Source organism: Burkholderia sp. WP42, from assembly GCF_000745665.1.
Classification (GTDB): Bacteria; Pseudomonadota; Gammaproteobacteria; order Burkholderiales; family Burkholderiaceae; genus Burkholderia; species Burkholderia vietnamiensis.
Genome location: NZ_JQJT01000010.1, coordinates 242,182 through 258,636, shown reverse-complemented (window position 1 = coordinate 258,636; position 16,455 = coordinate 242,182). Strand labels below are relative to the sequence as shown.

The window sequence follows — 16,455 nt, the reverse complement described above, 5'->3', positions numbered from 1 at the left end:
GGGCACGCGACGCCGGCCGCCCGCGGCGGGGCTCAATGCCCCATCGACGGCCCCGCGCCCTTCTTCGGCTTCGTGATCCACACGAGCGCCGCGAGCGCGATGAACACGCCGGCCGACAGGTGGAAGAAGTCGTTGGTCGCCATCATGAAGCCCTGCTGCGTGACGAGCTGGTTGAGCTGCGCGTTGGCCGTCTGCCCGACGACCCCGAGCTGCGCGAGCGCGGCCTGGTAGTCCGTCGTGTTCTGCGCATAGACGCTCACCGATTCCGCGAGCCGCGCATGGTGGTAGATCGCGTCGTTCTCCCAGAACGTCGAGCTGGCCGCGGTGCCGATCGCGCCGGACAGCGTGCGCAGGAAGTTCGACAGCCCCGACGCGCTCGCGAGCCGGTCGTCCGAAATGCTCGACAGCGTGATCGTCGTCATCGGCACGAAGAAGCACGCGACGCCGATCCCCTGCACGAGCCGCGGCAGGATCACGTGGTTGAACGGCACGTCGAGCGTGAACGTCGAATTCCACACCGACACGATCGCGAACACGATGAACGCGAAGCTCGCGACCATCCGCAGGTCGAGCCGGTGCATGTTGCGCCCGATCAGCGGCGACAGCACCAGCGCGAGCAGCCCGACCGGCGCGGTCGCGAGCCCGGCCTTGCCGGCCGTGTAGCCCATCACCGTCTGCAGCCACAGCGGGAAGATCACGACCGAGCCGAAGAACGCCATGAAGCCGAACGAGATGATCAGCGCGCCGAGCGCGAAGTTGCGGTCGCGGAACAGCGACAGGTCGACCACCGGCTCCTTCTCGGTGGCCTCCCACACGAGCATGAACGCGAGCGACACCACCGCGATCAGCGCGAGCGCGACGATGAAGCTCGAGTTGAACCAGTCGCGGTCCTTGCCGAGGTCGAGCATCATCTGCAGGCACGACACGCCGATCACGAGCAGCGCGAGGCCGATCGCGTCGATCCGCTGTTTGCTCGTGCGGGTCTCGCGGCCGCGCAGCAGGAAGTACGCGCAGGTCGCCGAGAAGATCCCGATCGGCAGGTTGATGTAGAAGATCCACGGCCACGTGTAGTTGTCGCTGATCCAGCCGCCCAGCAACGGGCCGAAGATCGGCGCGACGATCACCGTCATCGCCCATAGCCCGAGCGCGAGCCCGCGCTTCGCGGGCGGGTAGCTGCGCATCAGGATGGTCTGCGACAGCGGCACCATCGGCCCCGACACGAGGCCCTGCAGCAGCCGGAACGCGATCAGCGTCTCGAAGTTCGACGCGAGGCCGCACAGCGCCGACGCGATCGTGAACGCGAGCACCGACAGCGTGAACAGCCGCACTTCGCCGACCCGCCGCGCCAGCCAGCCGGTCAGCGGCACCGCGATCGCCGATGCGACCGAGTACGACGAGATCACCCACGTGCCTTCGCTGGTCGCGACGCCGAGGCTGCCCGAGATGGTCGGCACCGCGACGTTCGCGATCGACGTGTCGAGCACTTCCATGAAGGTGCCGAGCGCGAGCCCGACGGTGAGCAGCGCGAGCGCGCCGCCGGTGAGCGGCGCCGGTTCGGCGGCAGGGGACGCGGCAGATGCCGTGGTGGTGGACATCGGAATCTCCTAGACGCGACGCGCGCAACGCGTCGGCACAAGGCGCGGGCACACGGAACCGTGCGGCGCGACCGGGTGGAACGAATGAAGGGGCGCGCGGGGCACCTGCACGGTCATCTTCTGCCCAGACAGACAAATAAGCGAATGCTTAAACCGGAACATCGGGCCTCCGCGCTCAACAGTGGGGTTCGTCGGATTCGTCGGGCTTCGGGCAGCCGGCGTCGCCGGGGCCGTTCGCGATGAAGCGCTGCAGCAGGCCGGTGAGCGTCGCGAGCTCGTCGGCCGAGAAGCCGGCCAGCTGCGCGTTCAGCGCGGTCGCGATCAGCGACGGCAACGCCCGCGCCGCCTCGGCGCCGCGCTCGGTCAGCGTCAGCTCGATTACGCGGCGGTCCTGCTCGCTGCGCGCGCGGGCCACCAGGCCCTTGCGCTCGAGACGGTCGAGCATCCGCGTCATCGAGCCGCTGTCGTACGACATCTTGCGCGACAGCTCGAACGGCGTGCGCGCATAGCCGCGCGACAGCAGCAGGATCACGCCGATCTGCTGCGCGGTGAGGTCGTACGGCTCGAGGGCGCGATCCATCCGCTCGACGAGCGCCTGCCGAGCCTTGGTCAGGAAATAACCGAGGCTCGTTTCCAGCTCGATGGTGTCGGGATCGTAAAGGCCGCCGTTCATTGCGATTGCGCGCAGCAACAGTGCGTTTCAGGACAAAACGCGCCCAGTATCTTGAAAAATGATTGCTTGGTCAATATTATTTCAGGCAACCAGTTACGACGTGCATGTCGCACCGCCGGAGACTATGTTCTGACCGCCGCGCCCGCCCTGCCGGGCACCCGAGGATGTTCCCCATGCTGTTCCTGAAAAACGCCGCCGGCGCACTGCGCCGCAACCTGACCGATACCGCTCATCATGCGTTCGCCGGCCCGCACCGCGGCTGGAAGATCGCGCTGTACGTGACGATGCTGGTGGTGCCGGGCGGCTCGCTCGCGGCGCTCGGGTTCGCGTGGTTCGATCATCGGCGCCAGCGCAGCGCGAAACGGGCCGGCCGCGCCGGGCACCGCACGACTCAGACGGCGGCACCCGACCCATCGCCATGGCGGCCCGCCGCCGATCCCCTGCCGGTGCCCGCGCGCTGCCACTGACGCGGCGCGGCGCCCGCCGTCGCCGTTGCCTTCGCCGTTGAATCGGCCCGCCGCAACGCGCGGTGCGGTCGGCGCAGCCGGCCCGTTTTGCACGCAAGCCCGCCGTAACGGCCGGTAAACCGGCCTTCCGCACCGGTAACACATGCGCGCGGCCGCGCACCTTACCCTTACGGCTGCGCAGCTTTCCCGCCGTCAGTTACCATTTGTCCGCCAGCGGCTGAACGTCCGCACCGCGCGCCTTGCGCGACGCCGCTCGCCGGCCGCCGCACCCAGACAGGAACCTCACGATGCCGTACGCCTCCTTCCCGCGCGCCTTTCGCCCGCTGAGCGCCGCCGTTGCCGTTGCAACGGCCGTGCTGCTCGCCGGCTGCGCGGTCGGGCCCGACTATCACCGGCCCGACACGACGATTCCCGCCGCGTTCAAGGAAGCGCCGGCCGGCTGGAAGGTCGCGCAGCCGGCCGACCGGGCCGATCGCGGGCCGTGGTGGTCCGTCTACGGCGATTCGCAGCTCGACGCGCTGATCGGCAAGCTCAACGCGTCGAACCAGACCATCGCGCAATCGGCCGCCGCGTACCGGCAGGCACGCGCGCTCGTGACCGAGGCGCGCGCCGCGTACTTCCCGACGGTCGGGCTAACGGCGTCGGGCACGCGCTCGCGTACGGGACGCGCGTCGTCGTCGTCGGGCTCGTCCACGTTCGGCGGCGGCTCGGCGATCGGCAACAGCTACAGCGTCGGCCTCGATGCGAGCTGGGAGCCGGACCTGTGGGGCAAGGTGAGCCGCAACGTCAGCGCGCAGCGCGCCGGCGAAGCGGCGGCCGCGGCCGATCTCGCGAACGCGCGGCTGTCGCAGCAGGCGCTGCTCGCGCAGACGTACTTCCAGCTGCGCACGTCCGATGCGCTGCAGAAGCTGCTCGACGACACGGTGAAGTCGTACGGCGACTCGCTGAAGCTCACGCAGAACCAGTACGCGCAGGGCGTGGCCGCGCGCGCCGACGTGATCCAGGCGCAGACCCAGCTGCAGAGCGCGCAGGCCGCGTCGATCGACAACGGCGTCGCGCGCGCGCAATACGAGCATGCGATCGCGACGCTGATCGGCGAACCGGCATCGACCTTCTCGCTGCCGCCGAACCCGCTCGCCGAGGAGCCGCCGGTCACGCCGGTCGACGTGCCGTCCGCGCTGCTCGAGCGCCGGCCCGACATCGCGGCGGCCGAGCGCCGCGCGGCCGCCGCGAACGAGCAGATCGGCGTCGCGATCGCCGCATTCTTTCCGACGCTCACGCTGTCGGCCAGCGGCGGCTTCCAGAGCTCGGTATGGTCGCAGCTGTTCACGCTGCCCGCACGGTTCTGGACGGTCGGCCCGCAGCTCGCGGCGACGCTGTTCGACGCCGGCCTGCGGGCCGCGCAGACCGACGCGGCCCGCGCGACCTACGATCAGGACGTCGCCGCGTACCGGCTCGCGGTGCTCACCGCGTTCCAGGACGTCGAGGACAACCTCGCGTCGCAGCGCATCCTCGCGCAGGAAGTCGACGTGCAGCGGCAGGCGGTCGCGAGCGCCGAGCAGGCGCTGGCGATCGTCACGAACCAGTACAAGGCCGGCACGGTCGCCTATCTGAACGTGCTGACCGCGCAGACCACCGCGTTCACTGCGCAGCAGAAGCTCGCGACGCTCGGCGGCCAGCGGATGGTGTCGTCGGTCGGGCTCGTGAAGGCGCTCGGCGGCGGCTGGGATACGTCGGACATGGCGCGCGAGACGGGCGGCATGGCGGCGCCCGCCGCGATGCCGGCGTCCGGCGCGACGGCCGCCGCGCCGCTCGCGCAGCAGTAACGGGAGCCGCGGCGCGGGCCGCGGCGGCTCAGCGCATCGCGTCGCCGAAGATCAGCGACACCTGGTTGTTGCCGATCGGATGTCCGAGCAGGTTCAGCAGCCCCGCGAGGTTCGCCTGCTGCTCCGGCGCCGCGTGCGCGGTGCCGCGGAACGACCCGTGGCCGGGGCCGAAGCCGCCGTGTCCGTCGAGGAACAGCGGGCCCTGCGTGGTCGACAGGTCGAGATCGGCGTCCGCGCCCTTCGCCTGCAGCACCGCGCGGTACGAGCCGAGCGGCTTCACGCGCGACACGCGCGAACTCATCGAATCGATCGTCACCGTCAGCTGGCCGAACGCGTTGTTGCCGATCAGCCGCCAGTCGGTCCAGCCGAGCCGCACGTCGCCCTGCAGGTCGAGCGTGTTGAACGGCGTGCCGAGCCCGGCGAGCAGCGATGCGGGCACGGCCATCGCACCGGCCGACAGCACCGCGCCGCGCCACGTCGCGTCGAGCGTGACGGCATCGGGCATCGCCTCGGTCTGCCGCATGCGCATCTGCACGCGGCCGGTCAAGAGCGGCCAGAAGCGCGTGGTCCATTCGACGCGGCCCGGCAGCAGCGTGGCGGCGCTCTGGTCCGCGCCCGGCGCCAGCATCAGCGTGCCGGAGCCGTGCCACAGCGAGCCGTCCGGATCGACGAGATTGACGTGACCGCCGGTCGCGCGCGCGAACTGCGGCGCGATCCACGCGGCCGGCGCGAGCGCGACGAGCGTGGCGGCCGTGGCCAGCGCGCCGGCCGCCAGCCACGGCAAGACGGCGACGAGCCGCCTGAGTGCCGGCCGCATCGGCCGGGCGTCGCTTGTTTCGTTCACTGCGTCATTTCTGCATCGAGGGTTGCATCACGGCCGTCAGGTCGACCTGACCGTCATCCTTCAGTGCGGTGGCGTGCGCTTCGCCGACCTGCACCTTGAACTGCCGGCGCGCATCGTCGAGCCACTGCGTCCATGCCGGGAACGACACGTTCTTCATCTGGACCTGCACGCCGTTGCCGACCACCTGCACCTGCGCGCCCTGCAGCCCGTGATCGGACAGCGACGCGGTGAGCGCGTCCTTCAGCGCGAGGCCGGTCGGCGCGACGCCCTGCGCGGCGGCGGTCAGCGACTTCGCCTCGTTGGCCTGCGCGGTCATCTGCGCGAGCTCGCGGCGCAGCGTCGGCAACTCGTGCTGGATGCGCGCGCGGCCTTCCTGCGCGGGCGACCACAGCACCGAATACGCGATCGCGACGGCCAGCACCGTGCCGCCCCAGCCGAGCAGCGTGCGTTCCCGCGGCGTGCGCTCGCCCCAGAACTGGGCCAGCGTCTCGTTCAGTTGTGCGGTGTTCATGAGCGGCTCCGGATCGTCCATTTGCCGGTGCTGCTGTCGACTTCGCCGGCCAGCCCGTTGCGCGCGAGACGCTGCGGGAAATCGGGGTCGACCTTGACCTCCGGCTTGAAGCCGACGTCGAGCCGCCGGTCGTGATAATCGAGCGAGGCGATGCCATTCTGCGGCAGCGCGCCCATCGAGCGCGACAGCCCGCTCGCCAGCGCGAGGAAATCGTTCGGCGACAGCTCGCCGGCCGCGAGCCGCAGCTGATCGAGCTGGCGCTGCATCTGCGCGGGCGGATCGAGCACGGTGGTCGTCTTCGGGAACGCGGACAGCAGCGTCTCGGTGATCTGCGCCGACAGCGCATCGCGCTCGCGCGACAGCTTCCACCAGTGCAGGTTCATCCCGATCACCGCGACGCCGAGCGTCGCCGCCACGAGTGCGATCGGCACGCGCAGGCGCTTCACCGTCGCGCGATCGAAGCGCCACGGCTGCGATTCGAATTCGAACTGGCAGAGATCGAACTTCTCGTCGAGCGCACGCCGCGCGAACACGTCGAACGCCAGCGGCTGCGCCCCGGGCAACAGCGCGGCGTCGCTGCGGCCGACCGACGCGAGGCGCGGCTCCGCGCCCGGCTCGCCGAGTTCGTACAGTTCGACGTCGGCGCCGCCCGCGAGCGCGGCCAGCGTGCCGCCCGCGCGGGCCGCGGGCGCGGCGAAACCTTCGCCGAGCGCACCGCGCGCGATCGCGAATTCGTAGCGCGGCGCCACGGCCGCCCCCGGCTGCGCGCCGGCTTCGACGAGCGCCGGTTCGACCGTCGTCGCGAGGCCGAGCACCGCGGCCACCGGCGCGGGCCGTGCGAGCGGCGCGGCGTCGGCTGCGAGTGCGGCGGCAGGCGCGGCGTCGCCGTCGGCGGGCAGGGCGGCGTCGGCCGTGCTCGCGCGCGGCGCGGGCAGGCAGCGCGTGGCCGGCACCGCGCTCAGGTGCCGGTGGCCGGCCGCGATGAACGCGTCGCAGATCGTGCGGAACCACGCGCGATCGACGACGGCCAGCACGCGGCGGCCGTCGGGCAGCGCGACCGGATCGAGCGCGATATGGCAGCCGAGCGGATCCTGGATCAGCTGATCCTCGACGATGTTGGGCAGCGCCTGGCGCAGCTTCGGCCCCTTGAGCGGCGGCACGGTCGCGGCCAGCAGCAGCACGTCGCGCGCGGCGACGATCAGCACCGTCGCGTTCGCGCGCGGCAGCAGCGCGAGCGCGGCGCGGCCCGCGCGCTGCACCTGGCCGGCCTTGTCCACGAGCGTGAACGACAGCTCGGGCCACTGCCATTCCTGCAACGGCACGGCCGGCTCGCGCGGCGGCAAAGAAACAATCAGCGTGCTCAAGAGCTCCTCTCCCGAATGGCGTCGTTATAGCTGGTCGCGGATGCGCACGACCCGCGTCGAATGCGTGGTCGGATCACGATACACGAGCGAGGTGCGATCGACCTCCGCGCGATCGTGCTGGATCCGGCCGTGCACGATGAAATAGCTGGAATTGACGTCGACGAGGCTCGAGTCGATCGTCGCGTTCGGCGCACCGGCGCCGCGCAGCGCGAGCTGCACGTCGCCGGCGTTGCGGAAAAACACCGTCTCGCGGCGCGACACCAGCGCCTGCGCCGACGACACGCTCATCCCCGGCACCAGCGCGGCGATCACCTCGGCCGGCGCGGTGTTCATGTTCACCGGCGTCGTGGTCGGCAGCACGGTGACGAACGGGCGCAGCCGCGCGATCATCTCGGACGTCACGCCGTCGACGTCGAGCAGGCTGTCGACGCTCGTCATCACGAGCGGCGCCGGCCCGCGCTCGGTGTCGGACATGCCCGGTTCGTCGGTGAAGTTGCCGGCCATGTCGCCGCCGGGCACCGGCGCGGTCGCGGCCGTGCCGGCGCCGGGCAGCGCCGGCGTCTGGAAGCGCGTCGCCGAATGCATCAGCCCGGCGCGCATCTGCAGCGCGATCCGCTTCGCGAGCGCGCCGTCGTAACCGAGCGTCGCCAGCAGCCGCTGGAACGCCTGCAGCTGCGTGACGTTGAGCTGCAGCACGCCCGGCGCCGGCGACGACACGAGATTGCGCAGGTTGTACTTCGCCTGCGCATCCTCGATCGAGCCGGAGATGTAGGTGTCCTCGCCGCCGTTGTCGTTCGGCGCGCCGATCCGGCCGAGGAAGTCCGACAGCTTGGTCTTCGCGATCGGCACGGCCCAGATCCCGCCGAGATAGGTGATGCCGGGCGCCGTGTCGGCTTCGGAGCGCAGGATCATGCGCGTCCAGTCGAGCGCGCCGCGCGCGACCCACTGCGCCTGCGCGAGCACGCGCTGGTTCTCGATGCGGCGGATCTGCACCTGCTGGCGCCACAGCATCCCGGAGACAAGGATCGCCGACAGCGCGACCACCAGCAGCGCGGTGATGATCGCCGCGCCGCGCTCGCGCTGCGCGCGCGCGGCGAACCGGAAGCGGGAAGGGCGGGCGCGCATCGTCATTCCCCGACCAGGAAAATGCGTGTGACCGGCACGCGCAGCGACGTCGCGCCGATGCTGACCTGCAGGCCCGTCACCGCGCGCGCGGGCGGCGCGTTGCCGATCTGCGGCACCTTCAGCGCGTCGTTGTTCTGCGCCAGCGCGTCGTTGGCCGTCTGCAGGTTGGTGGTCCAGCCCACGCGCGGCACGTACAGCTTCGCGTCGATCGCGCCGACGCCGCCCATCAGCGCGACCCAGCTCCAGCCGTCGACGCTGCTGTCCTTCAGCACGTCGCGCAGGCGGTTCGCGTCGTCGAGCGGCGGCGATGCGTAGCGCACGACGCGCCCGCCGGCGATCCGGTAGCGGACCACCTGCAGCCGCGGCGCGGCGCCCGGCACGTCGAGTTCGCGCACGATCTGCAGCGTATTGCCGGCGACGCCGATCGCCGGCTGGCCGGCTTCGTCGTCGGTCGCGGCGAGCCGCGCGTCGATGCGCATCTGGTCGAACATCTGCGCGAAGACGCGCTCGTCCTCCATCGCGGAGGCGACCTTGTCGCGGCCGCGCATGATCTGGTCGAGCCCGCGCCACGCGAGGATCGCGACGACCGCGAGGATCGCGATCGCGATCATCAGCTCGATCAGCGTGAAGCCGCGCACGCGCCGCGAGGCGGCGGCGCGCGCCGGCTGGCGGCGCGGCGGCGCGTCAGAGCGGACGGCTGGTTTCATTCGCGACCACCGTCACCATTTGTGCGAGCACGCCGGCGCGCCCCGGCATGCTCACCGACACCTGCACGCGCCGGAACACCGGGTTCGGCGTGCTGCTCACGCGCTGCGTGCACACCAGCTGCACGTTGCCCTGCGAGCAGTCGAAGCTCTGCTCGCCGACCTCCGGCCACGCATGCGCGAGGCGCAATTGCGCCAGCGCGTTGTCGGCGCTCCAGCCGGCGAGCAGCCGGCGATGCAGATCGGAGGCGTTGGTCGCCATCGTGCCGACCGCGCGGATCGACGCGGCGAGCGCGACCGCGATGATCGCGAGCGCGACGAGCACCTCGATCATCGTGAAGCCCTGCGAGGAAGCGGCCGGGAAGCGCAGGCGACGACGCATCGTCATTGCACCTCGTAGCGGCCGTTGCCGGTGCCGACGATCGTCGCGCTGCCGGCGGCGGAATGCAGCGTCACGCGCACCGGCGTGTCGATGCTTTCGGTGCCGAACACGACGCGGCTCGCGCGCGTGTCGGAACCCGGATAGTCGATATCGGCGCCCGTCACGCCGCCGTCCCAGTCGCGCGGACGCAGCAGATCGTCGCGCAGCGTGCGCCAGCCGTCGGCCGAGCTCACGTCGAACCGGAAGCCGTGCGCGGTCGGCTGCCACGCGATCGGCCGCGCGCGCACCTGCGCCTCGTCGCCGGCCGACTCGAACAGCAGCGCGATGCGCTGCGCTTCCTCGCGCAGGTCGGTGCGCGGATTGCGCGTGAGCGACAGCGACGCGAGCGACACCAGCAGGCCCGCGATCACCAGCACGACCAGCATCTCGAGCAGCGTGAAGCCGCGCGCCTGCGCGCGTGCGGTGCGGCCGCGCACGCGGCCGGCGGCGCGGCGTGCGGCAGCGGGGCGCGACGGCGTGCGAGGGGCGGGCATGAGGGGAAGAATGCGGCGAAGGCGGGAGCGGTCAGCGCGGGCTTACTGCCACGACCCGATGTCGGTGTCGTTGCCGTCGCCGCCTTCCTTGCCGTCGGCGCCGTAGCTGAACACGTCGATCTCGCCGTGCACGCCCGGATTCAGGTACTTGTACGCGTTGCCCCACGGATCGTTCGGCAGGCGTTCGAGATAGCCGCCGTCCTTCCAGTTGTTCGGGATCGGATCGGTCGTTGGCTTCTGGGTCAGCGCGGTCAGCCCCTGTTCCTGGCTCGGATAGCGGCCGTTGTCGAGACGGTACAGCTTGAGCGCCTGCATGATGGTGCCGATGTCCTGCTTCGCGGCGATACGGCGCGCCTCGTCGGGACGGCTCATGATTTTCGGCACGATCAGTGCCGCCAGGATCCCGAGGATCGCGACCACCACCATGATCTCGATCAGCGTGAAACCGCGCTGACGGCGCACGGCCGCATTACGGCGAGTGATCCACGTTTGCATGACTACCTCTTTCCAAAAAATGTCGTCGATTGAGTGACGCACCCTGCGCATCGCGGCCGCATACCTGACGGCAGGCTTCCGATACCCGGGGCGCGGAGCACGCATTGTAAGGCGCGCATCGCCGAGGGCTTTCACTCAACGCAAATTTCATATAGATCCGTACAATAGCGCGCATGAACGCGCTCTCGATCCGGATCCTCTCCCTCGCCCTCTTCGCGGGTTTGTGCGCGACGGCCACCTACTGGGTCGTCACGCTGTCGGCCCGCGAAGCGCCGCTGCCTGCCGCCGCCGCGCGGCTGCCGATCCGCACCGAGGACGCCGCCGCGCTCTTCGGCGGACAGCTCGACAAGAATCCCGTGCAGGACATCCACCTGTTCGGCATTCTCGCGCTCGATCACGGCGGCGCCGCGATCGTCGGCATCGGCGGCGAACCGCCGCGCGCGGTGTCGCTCGGCGCGGAGCTCGCGCCCGGCGCGAAGCTCGCCGAAGTGCGCAGCCGCTCGATCATCGTCGACCGCAACGGCGCGCGCGCCGAAGTCCAGCTCCCGGCCAACACGCCGTCCCCCGCGATCTACATGCGCTGAGCGGCGCCGGCGCACGCGCCGGCCACGCCGTCACTGCACCATGTTGTTCAGCTCGATGATCGGCAGCATCACGGCCAGCACGATCACCAGCACGATCCCGCCCATCGCGAGGATCAGCAGCGGCTCGAGCAGGCTCGTCAGGAACATCGTGCGCCGTTCGAGCTCGCGCGCTTCGCCTTCGGCCGCGCGGTCGAGCATCGTCGTCACGTCGCCGGTCGCTTCGCCGGAACGGATCAGGTGCACCAGCACCGGCGGAAACGTCTTCACGTTGTTCAGCGCGCGCGACAGCGCGGAGCCTTCGCGCACGCGCACGATCGCATCGTCGATGTTCGCGCGCATCGCGCGGTTCGACAGCGTCTCGCCGGCCGCCTGCAGCGCGCGCAGGATCGGCACGCCGGCCGCGGTCAGGATGCCGAGCGTGCTCGCGAAGCGCACCGTGTTGTAGCCGCGCACGAGCTTGCCCGCGAGCGGCGCGGTCAGCACCCAGCGGTCGAACGCGAGCCGCGGCCCGGCGCGCGACAGCGTCGACTTCACGATCCACACGACGAGCGCGACCGCGATCAGGATCGCCCACCACCAGTGCCGCACGAACTCGGACAGCGCCATCATCACGATCGTCAGCAGCGGCAACTGCTGCTTGGTGCTCGCGAACACGTTGACGACCTGCGGCACGACGTAGCTCAGCAGGAACGTGACGATGCCGAACGCGATCAGCGTGACGATCCCCGGATACGTGAACGCGAGCAGGATCTTCTGCTTGAGCGCGTTGCTCTGCTCGATGTAGTCGGCCAGGCGCGACAGCACGATGCCGAGCTTGCCCGTATGTTCGCCGGCGGCGACGAGCGCGCGGTAGATCTCCGGAAAATCGCGCGGATGCTGTCCGAGCGCATTCGCGAGCGAATGGCCGCCGAGCACTTCGGCGCGGATCGCGGCCATCAGCTCGCGGATGTAGTCGCGCTCGGCCTGCTCGGTGAGCACGCCGAGCGCCTCGTCGAGCGGCAGCCCCGCGATCAGCAGGCTCGCGAGCTGGCGCGTGAGGATCGCCTGCTCGCGCTGCGACAGCTTGCGGCCGAACGCGAGGCGCTGCGAACGCGCGCCGCGCGTCGCGCTGGCGGCCGGCTCGACCACGAGCGGCGTGAGCCCCTGCGTGCGCAGCTGGCCGCGCGCCGCGCGCGCGCTGTCGGCGTCGATCACGCCTTTCTGCGCACGCCCCGCCGAGTCGATCGCTTCGAAACGGAATGCCGGCATCGCGCTATGCGCCTCCCGTCACGCGCAGCACTTCCTCGAGCGACGTCGCGCCGGCCGCGAGCCAGCGCTCGGCATCGTCGCGCAGCGTGCGCATGCCTTGCGCGCGGCCGGTGGCGAGGATCTCCGCGTCGGCCGCGTTGCGATGGATCAGCGAGCGGATCGCATCGTCGACCACCAGCAGTTCGTACACGCCGCGCCGGCCCGTGTAGCCCGAATGGCCGCACTTGTCGCAGCCGACCGGATGCCACACGCTGCGGCCGTCCTCGTGCCGCTCTTCCTTGCAGACCGGACACAGCTGGCGCACCAGCCGCTGCGCGAGCACGCCGAGCAGCGACGACGCGAGCAGGTACGGCTCGACGCCCATGTCGGTCAGCCGCGTGACGGCCGACGCGGCGTCGTTCGTATGCAGCGTCGCCAGCACCAGGTGGCCCGTGAGCGATGCCTGCACCGCGATCTGCGCGGTTTCGAGGTCGCGGATTTCGCCGATCATGATGACGTCCGGATCCTGGCGCAGGATCGAGCGCAGCGCGCGGGCGAACGTCATCCCGATCCGCTCGTTGACCTGCGTCTGGCCGATGCCGGACAGGTCGTATTCGATCGGATCCTCGACCGTCATGATGTTGGTCGTCGCCGTTTCGAGCCGCGACATCGACGCGTACAGCGTCGTCGTCTTGCCGGAGCCGGTCGGCCCCGTCACCAGCACGATCCCGTGCGGGCGGGCGATCAGCTTGTCGAACTGGACGAGCGTGTCGCGGCCCATCCCGAGCGCTTCGAGGTTCAGGCGCTGCGCGTCCTTTTCCAGCAGACGCAGCACCGCGCGCTCGCCGTGCCCGGTCGGCAGCGTCGACACGCGCACGTCCACTGGGCGGCCGCCGACGCGCAGCGTGATGCGGCCGTCCTGCGGCAGGCGTTTTTCGGCGATGTCGAGCTGCGCCATGATCTTGATCCGCGAGATCAGCGCGCCGTGCAGCGCCTTCTTCGGGCGCACGACGTCGCGCAGCGTGCCGTCGACGCGAAACCGCACGACCGACGCATTCTCGAACGGCTCGATGTGGATGTCCGACGCCTGCTCGCGCGCGGCCTGCGTGAGCAGCGCGTTGATCATGCGGATGATCGGCGCGTCGTCTTCCGATTCGAGCAGATCCTCGACTTCGGGGATGTCCTGCATCAGCCGCGACAGGTCGACTTCGCCTTCGACCTCGCCGACGATCTGCGCGGCGCTGCCGTCCTGGCGCGCGTACGCGTGGTTGATCGCCTGCGCGAGCTCGTCGGCCGGCACGCGCTGCACGACGATCGAACCGAAGTTGCGGGCGATCTCGGCGAGCGCCGCGTCGCTCGTGCGTTCGCTGATCCACACCTCGAGCGTATCGTCGAGCTGGTGCGCGATCAGCACCTGGCCGCTCTTCGCGAAGCCGTACGGCAGCAGGCGGGCGGCGAGCGGCGACGGCGGCTGCCGTTCGCCCGGCGCGCCGTCCTGGGGCGCGGACGCGAGCACGTCGCTCACTGCGAGGCTCCCGGCGTGGCGCTCAACGGTTGCTGCGGCACCGTCTGCTGCGGCACGCTTTGCGGCTGCACGGGCGTCTGCTCCGGCAGCGGCTGGGCCGGGACCGGCGCGGCCTGACGCTGCATCTGCTGGCGCCGCATCTTGTCGAGATCGAACAGGTTGCCGGCCGGCGTGCCGCCCTGGCTCGGACCGAGCGGCATCGGCGGGACGATCGGATCGTCCTTGTCGCGCATCACGTTGTTGTCCGACTTGTATGCGCCCGTCACGCCCTGGATGTAGTCGTAGCGGTTCGCGGTGACTTCCTGCGCGACGTTGCGATCGCTGATGATCACCGGCCGCAGGAACACCATCAGGTTGGTCTTCGCGCGCTGCTTCGATTCGGAGCGGAACAGCTGGCCGATCCACGGGATGTCGCCGAGCAGCGGCACCTTGCTGTTCGACACCTGGTAGTTGTCCTGCATCAGGCCGCCGAGCACGATGATCTCGCCGTTGTCGGCGAGGATCGTCGACTGGATCGAGCGCTTCGTGAAGGTCGGCCCAGTCTGCGCGCTGGTCGTGCCGGCGACGACCGCCGAGTCTTCCGTATACAGCTGCAGCTTCAGGATGCCGCCGTCGGTGATCTGCGGCTTCACGTGCAGCGTGAGGCCGACGTCGCGACGGTCGTACGTGTTGAACGCGTTGCTCGTCGTGCCGCTCGTCAGGTTCGAGTACGAGCCGGTCGCGATCGGCACGTTCTGGCCGACGACGATCTTCGCTTCCTCGTTGTCGAGCGTGATCAGGTTCGGCGTCGACAGCACGTTCGCGTCGCTCACGCCGGCGAAATATTGCAGCAGCGCGCCGAGGCTCTGCACGCCGAACAGGTTGTGCAGCCAGCCGATGTTGAGGCCCTGCGTCAGCGTGCCGAGATTGGCCGCGAGGCCGGGCGTGGTGGCGCCGGCGGTGCCGGCCGTCAGATTGACGATGCTGTTGCCGAGCCCGGACGTCGGGTTCAGGTTCGTGCCGCCGAGGAACTGGCCGCTCGCGACCTGCCACTGAATGCCGAGGTTGCCCTGCGTCGTCGAATTCAGCTCGACGATCAGCGCCTCGATATAGACCTGCGCGCGCCGCGCGTCGAGCTGGTCGATCACCGAGCGCAGGTTCCGGTAGACCGGATCGGATGCGGTGATGATCAGCGAGTTGGTCGCCGCGTCGGCCTGGATCATCCCGCCGGGCTGGTTGTCGTCGCCCTTGTCCTTGTCGCCGCCGAGCAGGCCGGCGCTGCCCATGCCACCGCTGCCCGATGCGCCGCCGCCATACGCGGACGAAGACGAACCGCCGAGGCCGCCCGACGGCAGCGGCGGGGTGCCCGACGTGCCGGTCGAGAAGTTGCCGCTCGACGACGAGCCGCCGTTCTGGTTGAAGCTGTTCGCATCGTTCGACGACGCCGACGAGCCGCTGTCGTTGCCGCCCTTGCCGAGCATCCCGCGCAGCGTCTTCGCGAGCTTCACCGCGTCCGCGTTGCGCAGCGGAACCACGTGCATGTTGCCCGGCACCGCGCTCGGCGCATCGAGCTGCTGCACGAGGCGCTTCGCCGCCGCGAGGCGCGACGCGCTCGACGCGCGCAGCAGCAGCGAGTTGGTGCGCGGATCGGCGGTGACCGACACCTTCAGCGTCGCGTCGCTGTTGCCGATCGCACCGGGGTCGAGCATCTTCTGCAGTTGCGCGGCCAGGTCGATCGCGTTCGCGTTGCGCAGCGGCACGACCTGCACCTGCGCGCCCGCGGCGCTGTCGACGCCGGCGATGATCTGCGCGATGCGGCGCACGTTGTCCGCATAGTCGGTCACGACGATCGTGTTGTTCGCCGGGTACGCGGTGACCGTGTTGTTCGGCGAAATCAGCGGGCGCAGCACCGGCAGCAGGTTGTTGGCCGATTCGTTGTGCAGCTCGAACACCTGCGTGATCACCTGATCGCCGCGCGCTTGCGGCGTGTTGCCGACATAGGTCGGCACGCCTTGCAGCTTCGCATCGGCCTCCGGCACGACCTTCAGCACGCCGTGGTCCTGCACCAGCGCGAAGCCCTGCATGCGCAGCGCCGACTGCAGCGTCTTCAGCGCCTGCTCCTCCGGCACCGGCCGCTCGGCCACGAGATTGAGCTGCCCCTTCACGCGGGGATCGACGATGATGGTCTTGCCGGTCGCGGCGCCGATCGCCTTCGCGACCTGGTCGATGTCCGCATTCACGAAGTTGAGCGTGACCTGAGCGTAGGCGGCCTGGGAGACGATGATGCCGGCGACCACCAGGGTCGTGGCGATGCGCCGCATAGCGAAGCGAGTTCTTGTCATGGATGAATGGGTCGATGCCGGCTCAGGCCACTTCCGGCGGTAGTGCTGGGATCCAAGTCCTAAAGGCGCGACATTAGCAGTTTTTCATGTCCGAAATATCACATTGATCCGAAGACTGTCTCACATACGACATCTTGCTGGCGCAATGTATGCAGAATGTAATATTTTCGGCATCACTGCGAGATTCCGGCCGTCATCGCCTTGTCGCGCTATCGAGATCGACACGGAAATGCGGTATAAACGGTCTGCCGTCCGTCGGATGTCGCCACGTGACGGTCT

At 70.0% G+C, this 16,455-nt stretch carries 16 protein-coding genes; 3 read left to right on the top strand and 13 right to left on the bottom strand.

The features are described from left to right. Positions 1-32: 32 nt before the first annotated feature. Positions 33-1,595: a DHA2 family efflux MFS transporter permease subunit gene (locus EX20_RS06510; protein ID WP_034193003.1), complete on the bottom strand. Its 1,563-nt coding sequence runs from the start codon at positions 1,593-1,595 to the stop codon at positions 33-35. Positions 1,596-1,770: 175 nt separating this feature from the next. Next, complete coding sequence (locus EX20_RS06505; RefSeq protein WP_011882762.1) at positions 1,771-2,268, bottom strand: MarR family winged helix-turn-helix transcriptional regulator; 498 nt, start codon at positions 2,266-2,268, stop codon at positions 1,771-1,773. A gap of 173 nt (positions 2,269-2,441) precedes the next feature. Here EX20_RS06505 and EX20_RS06500 point away from each other — a divergent pair, with 173 nt between their 5' ends. Both EX20_RS06500 and EX20_RS06495 read left to right on the top strand, forming a co-directional pair. Next, the gene (locus EX20_RS06500; protein WP_081054222.1) at positions 2,442-2,735 is read left to right on the top strand and encodes a multidrug ABC transporter ATPase; all 294 of its coding nucleotides are present in this window, start codon (positions 2,442-2,444) and stop codon (positions 2,733-2,735) included. Positions 2,736-3,022: 287 nt separating this feature from the next. After that, complete coding sequence (locus EX20_RS06495; protein WP_034193001.1) at positions 3,023-4,561, top strand: efflux transporter outer membrane subunit; 1,539 nt, start codon at positions 3,023-3,025, stop codon at positions 4,559-4,561. Positions 4,562-4,589: 28 nt separating this feature from the next. Here the strand turns inward: EX20_RS06495 and gspN are convergent, their stop codons facing one another. From gspN to gspG, 8 genes are read right to left on the bottom strand one after another with little or no spacing between them, the layout of a single operon-like run. Continuing rightward, positions 4,590-5,378, bottom strand: coding sequence for a type II secretion system protein N (gspN, locus tag EX20_RS06490; protein WP_011882765.1), 789 nt, complete (start codon positions 5,376-5,378; stop codon positions 4,590-4,592). A 31-nt stretch (positions 5,379-5,409) separates the two neighbouring features. Then, a complete protein-coding gene (gene gspM, locus EX20_RS06485; protein WP_011882766.1) occupies positions 5,410-5,916 on the bottom strand; it encodes a type II secretion system protein GspM in 507 nt (168 codons plus the stop codon). Beyond that, a complete protein-coding gene (gene gspL, locus EX20_RS06480) occupies positions 5,913-7,280 on the bottom strand; it encodes a type II secretion system protein GspL (RefSeq protein ID WP_034193000.1) in 1,368 nt (455 codons plus the stop codon). Before gspL ends, gspM begins: the two co-directional genes overlap by 4 nt. A 24-nt stretch (positions 7,281-7,304) precedes the next feature. Further along, on the bottom strand, positions 7,305-8,405 hold the full coding sequence (gene gspK, locus EX20_RS06475; RefSeq protein ID WP_034193034.1) for a type II secretion system minor pseudopilin GspK: 1,101 nt from the start codon (positions 8,403-8,405) through the stop codon (positions 7,305-7,307). Between the two features lie 2 nt (positions 8,406-8,407). After that, complete coding sequence (locus EX20_RS06470) at positions 8,408-9,112, bottom strand: PulJ/GspJ family protein (protein ID WP_011882769.1); 705 nt, start codon at positions 9,110-9,112, stop codon at positions 8,408-8,410. Further along, positions 9,090-9,497: a type II secretion system minor pseudopilin GspI gene (gene gspI / locus EX20_RS06465; RefSeq protein ID WP_014722141.1), complete on the bottom strand. Its 408-nt coding sequence runs from the start codon at positions 9,495-9,497 to the stop codon at positions 9,090-9,092. Before gspI ends, EX20_RS06470 begins: the two co-directional genes overlap by 23 nt. Further along, complete coding sequence (locus EX20_RS06460) at positions 9,494-10,024, bottom strand: GspH/FimT family pseudopilin (protein ID WP_034192999.1); 531 nt, start codon at positions 10,022-10,024, stop codon at positions 9,494-9,496. The genes gspI and EX20_RS06460 overlap by 4 nt, the downstream gene beginning before the upstream one ends. Before the next feature lie 42 nt (positions 10,025-10,066). Beyond that, a complete protein-coding gene (gene gspG, locus EX20_RS06455) occupies positions 10,067-10,519 on the bottom strand; it encodes a type II secretion system major pseudopilin GspG (RefSeq protein WP_011882772.1) in 453 nt (150 codons plus the stop codon). 173 nt (positions 10,520-10,692) lie between these two features. Here gspG and EX20_RS06450 point away from each other — a divergent pair, with 173 nt between their 5' ends. Then, positions 10,693-11,103, top strand: a complete 411-nt coding sequence (locus tag EX20_RS06450; protein WP_011882773.1) for a hypothetical protein — start codon at positions 10,693-10,695, stop codon at positions 11,101-11,103. 30 nt (positions 11,104-11,133) lie between these two features. Here EX20_RS06450 and gspF read toward each other — a convergent pair whose 3' ends face one another. Genes gspF through gspD form a run of 3 tightly spaced genes read right to left on the bottom strand, consistent with a single transcriptional unit; the run spans position 11,134 to position 16,176 of the window. Continuing rightward, positions 11,134-12,351 (bottom strand): type II secretion system inner membrane protein GspF, encoded by a 1,218-nt coding sequence (gspF, locus tag EX20_RS06445; protein WP_011882774.1) that lies wholly within the window; start codon positions 12,349-12,351, stop codon positions 11,134-11,136. 4 nt (positions 12,352-12,355) lie between these two features. Next, positions 12,356-13,855: a type II secretion system ATPase GspE gene (gene gspE, locus EX20_RS06440; RefSeq protein ID WP_011882775.1), complete on the bottom strand. Its 1,500-nt coding sequence runs from the start codon at positions 13,853-13,855 to the stop codon at positions 12,356-12,358. Then, positions 13,852-16,176 (bottom strand): type II secretion system secretin GspD, encoded by a 2,325-nt coding sequence (gene gspD, locus EX20_RS06435; RefSeq protein ID WP_034192998.1) that lies wholly within the window; start codon positions 16,174-16,176, stop codon positions 13,852-13,854. The genes gspE and gspD overlap by 4 nt, the downstream gene beginning before the upstream one ends. Between the last annotated feature and the right edge of the window lie 279 nt (positions 16,177-16,455).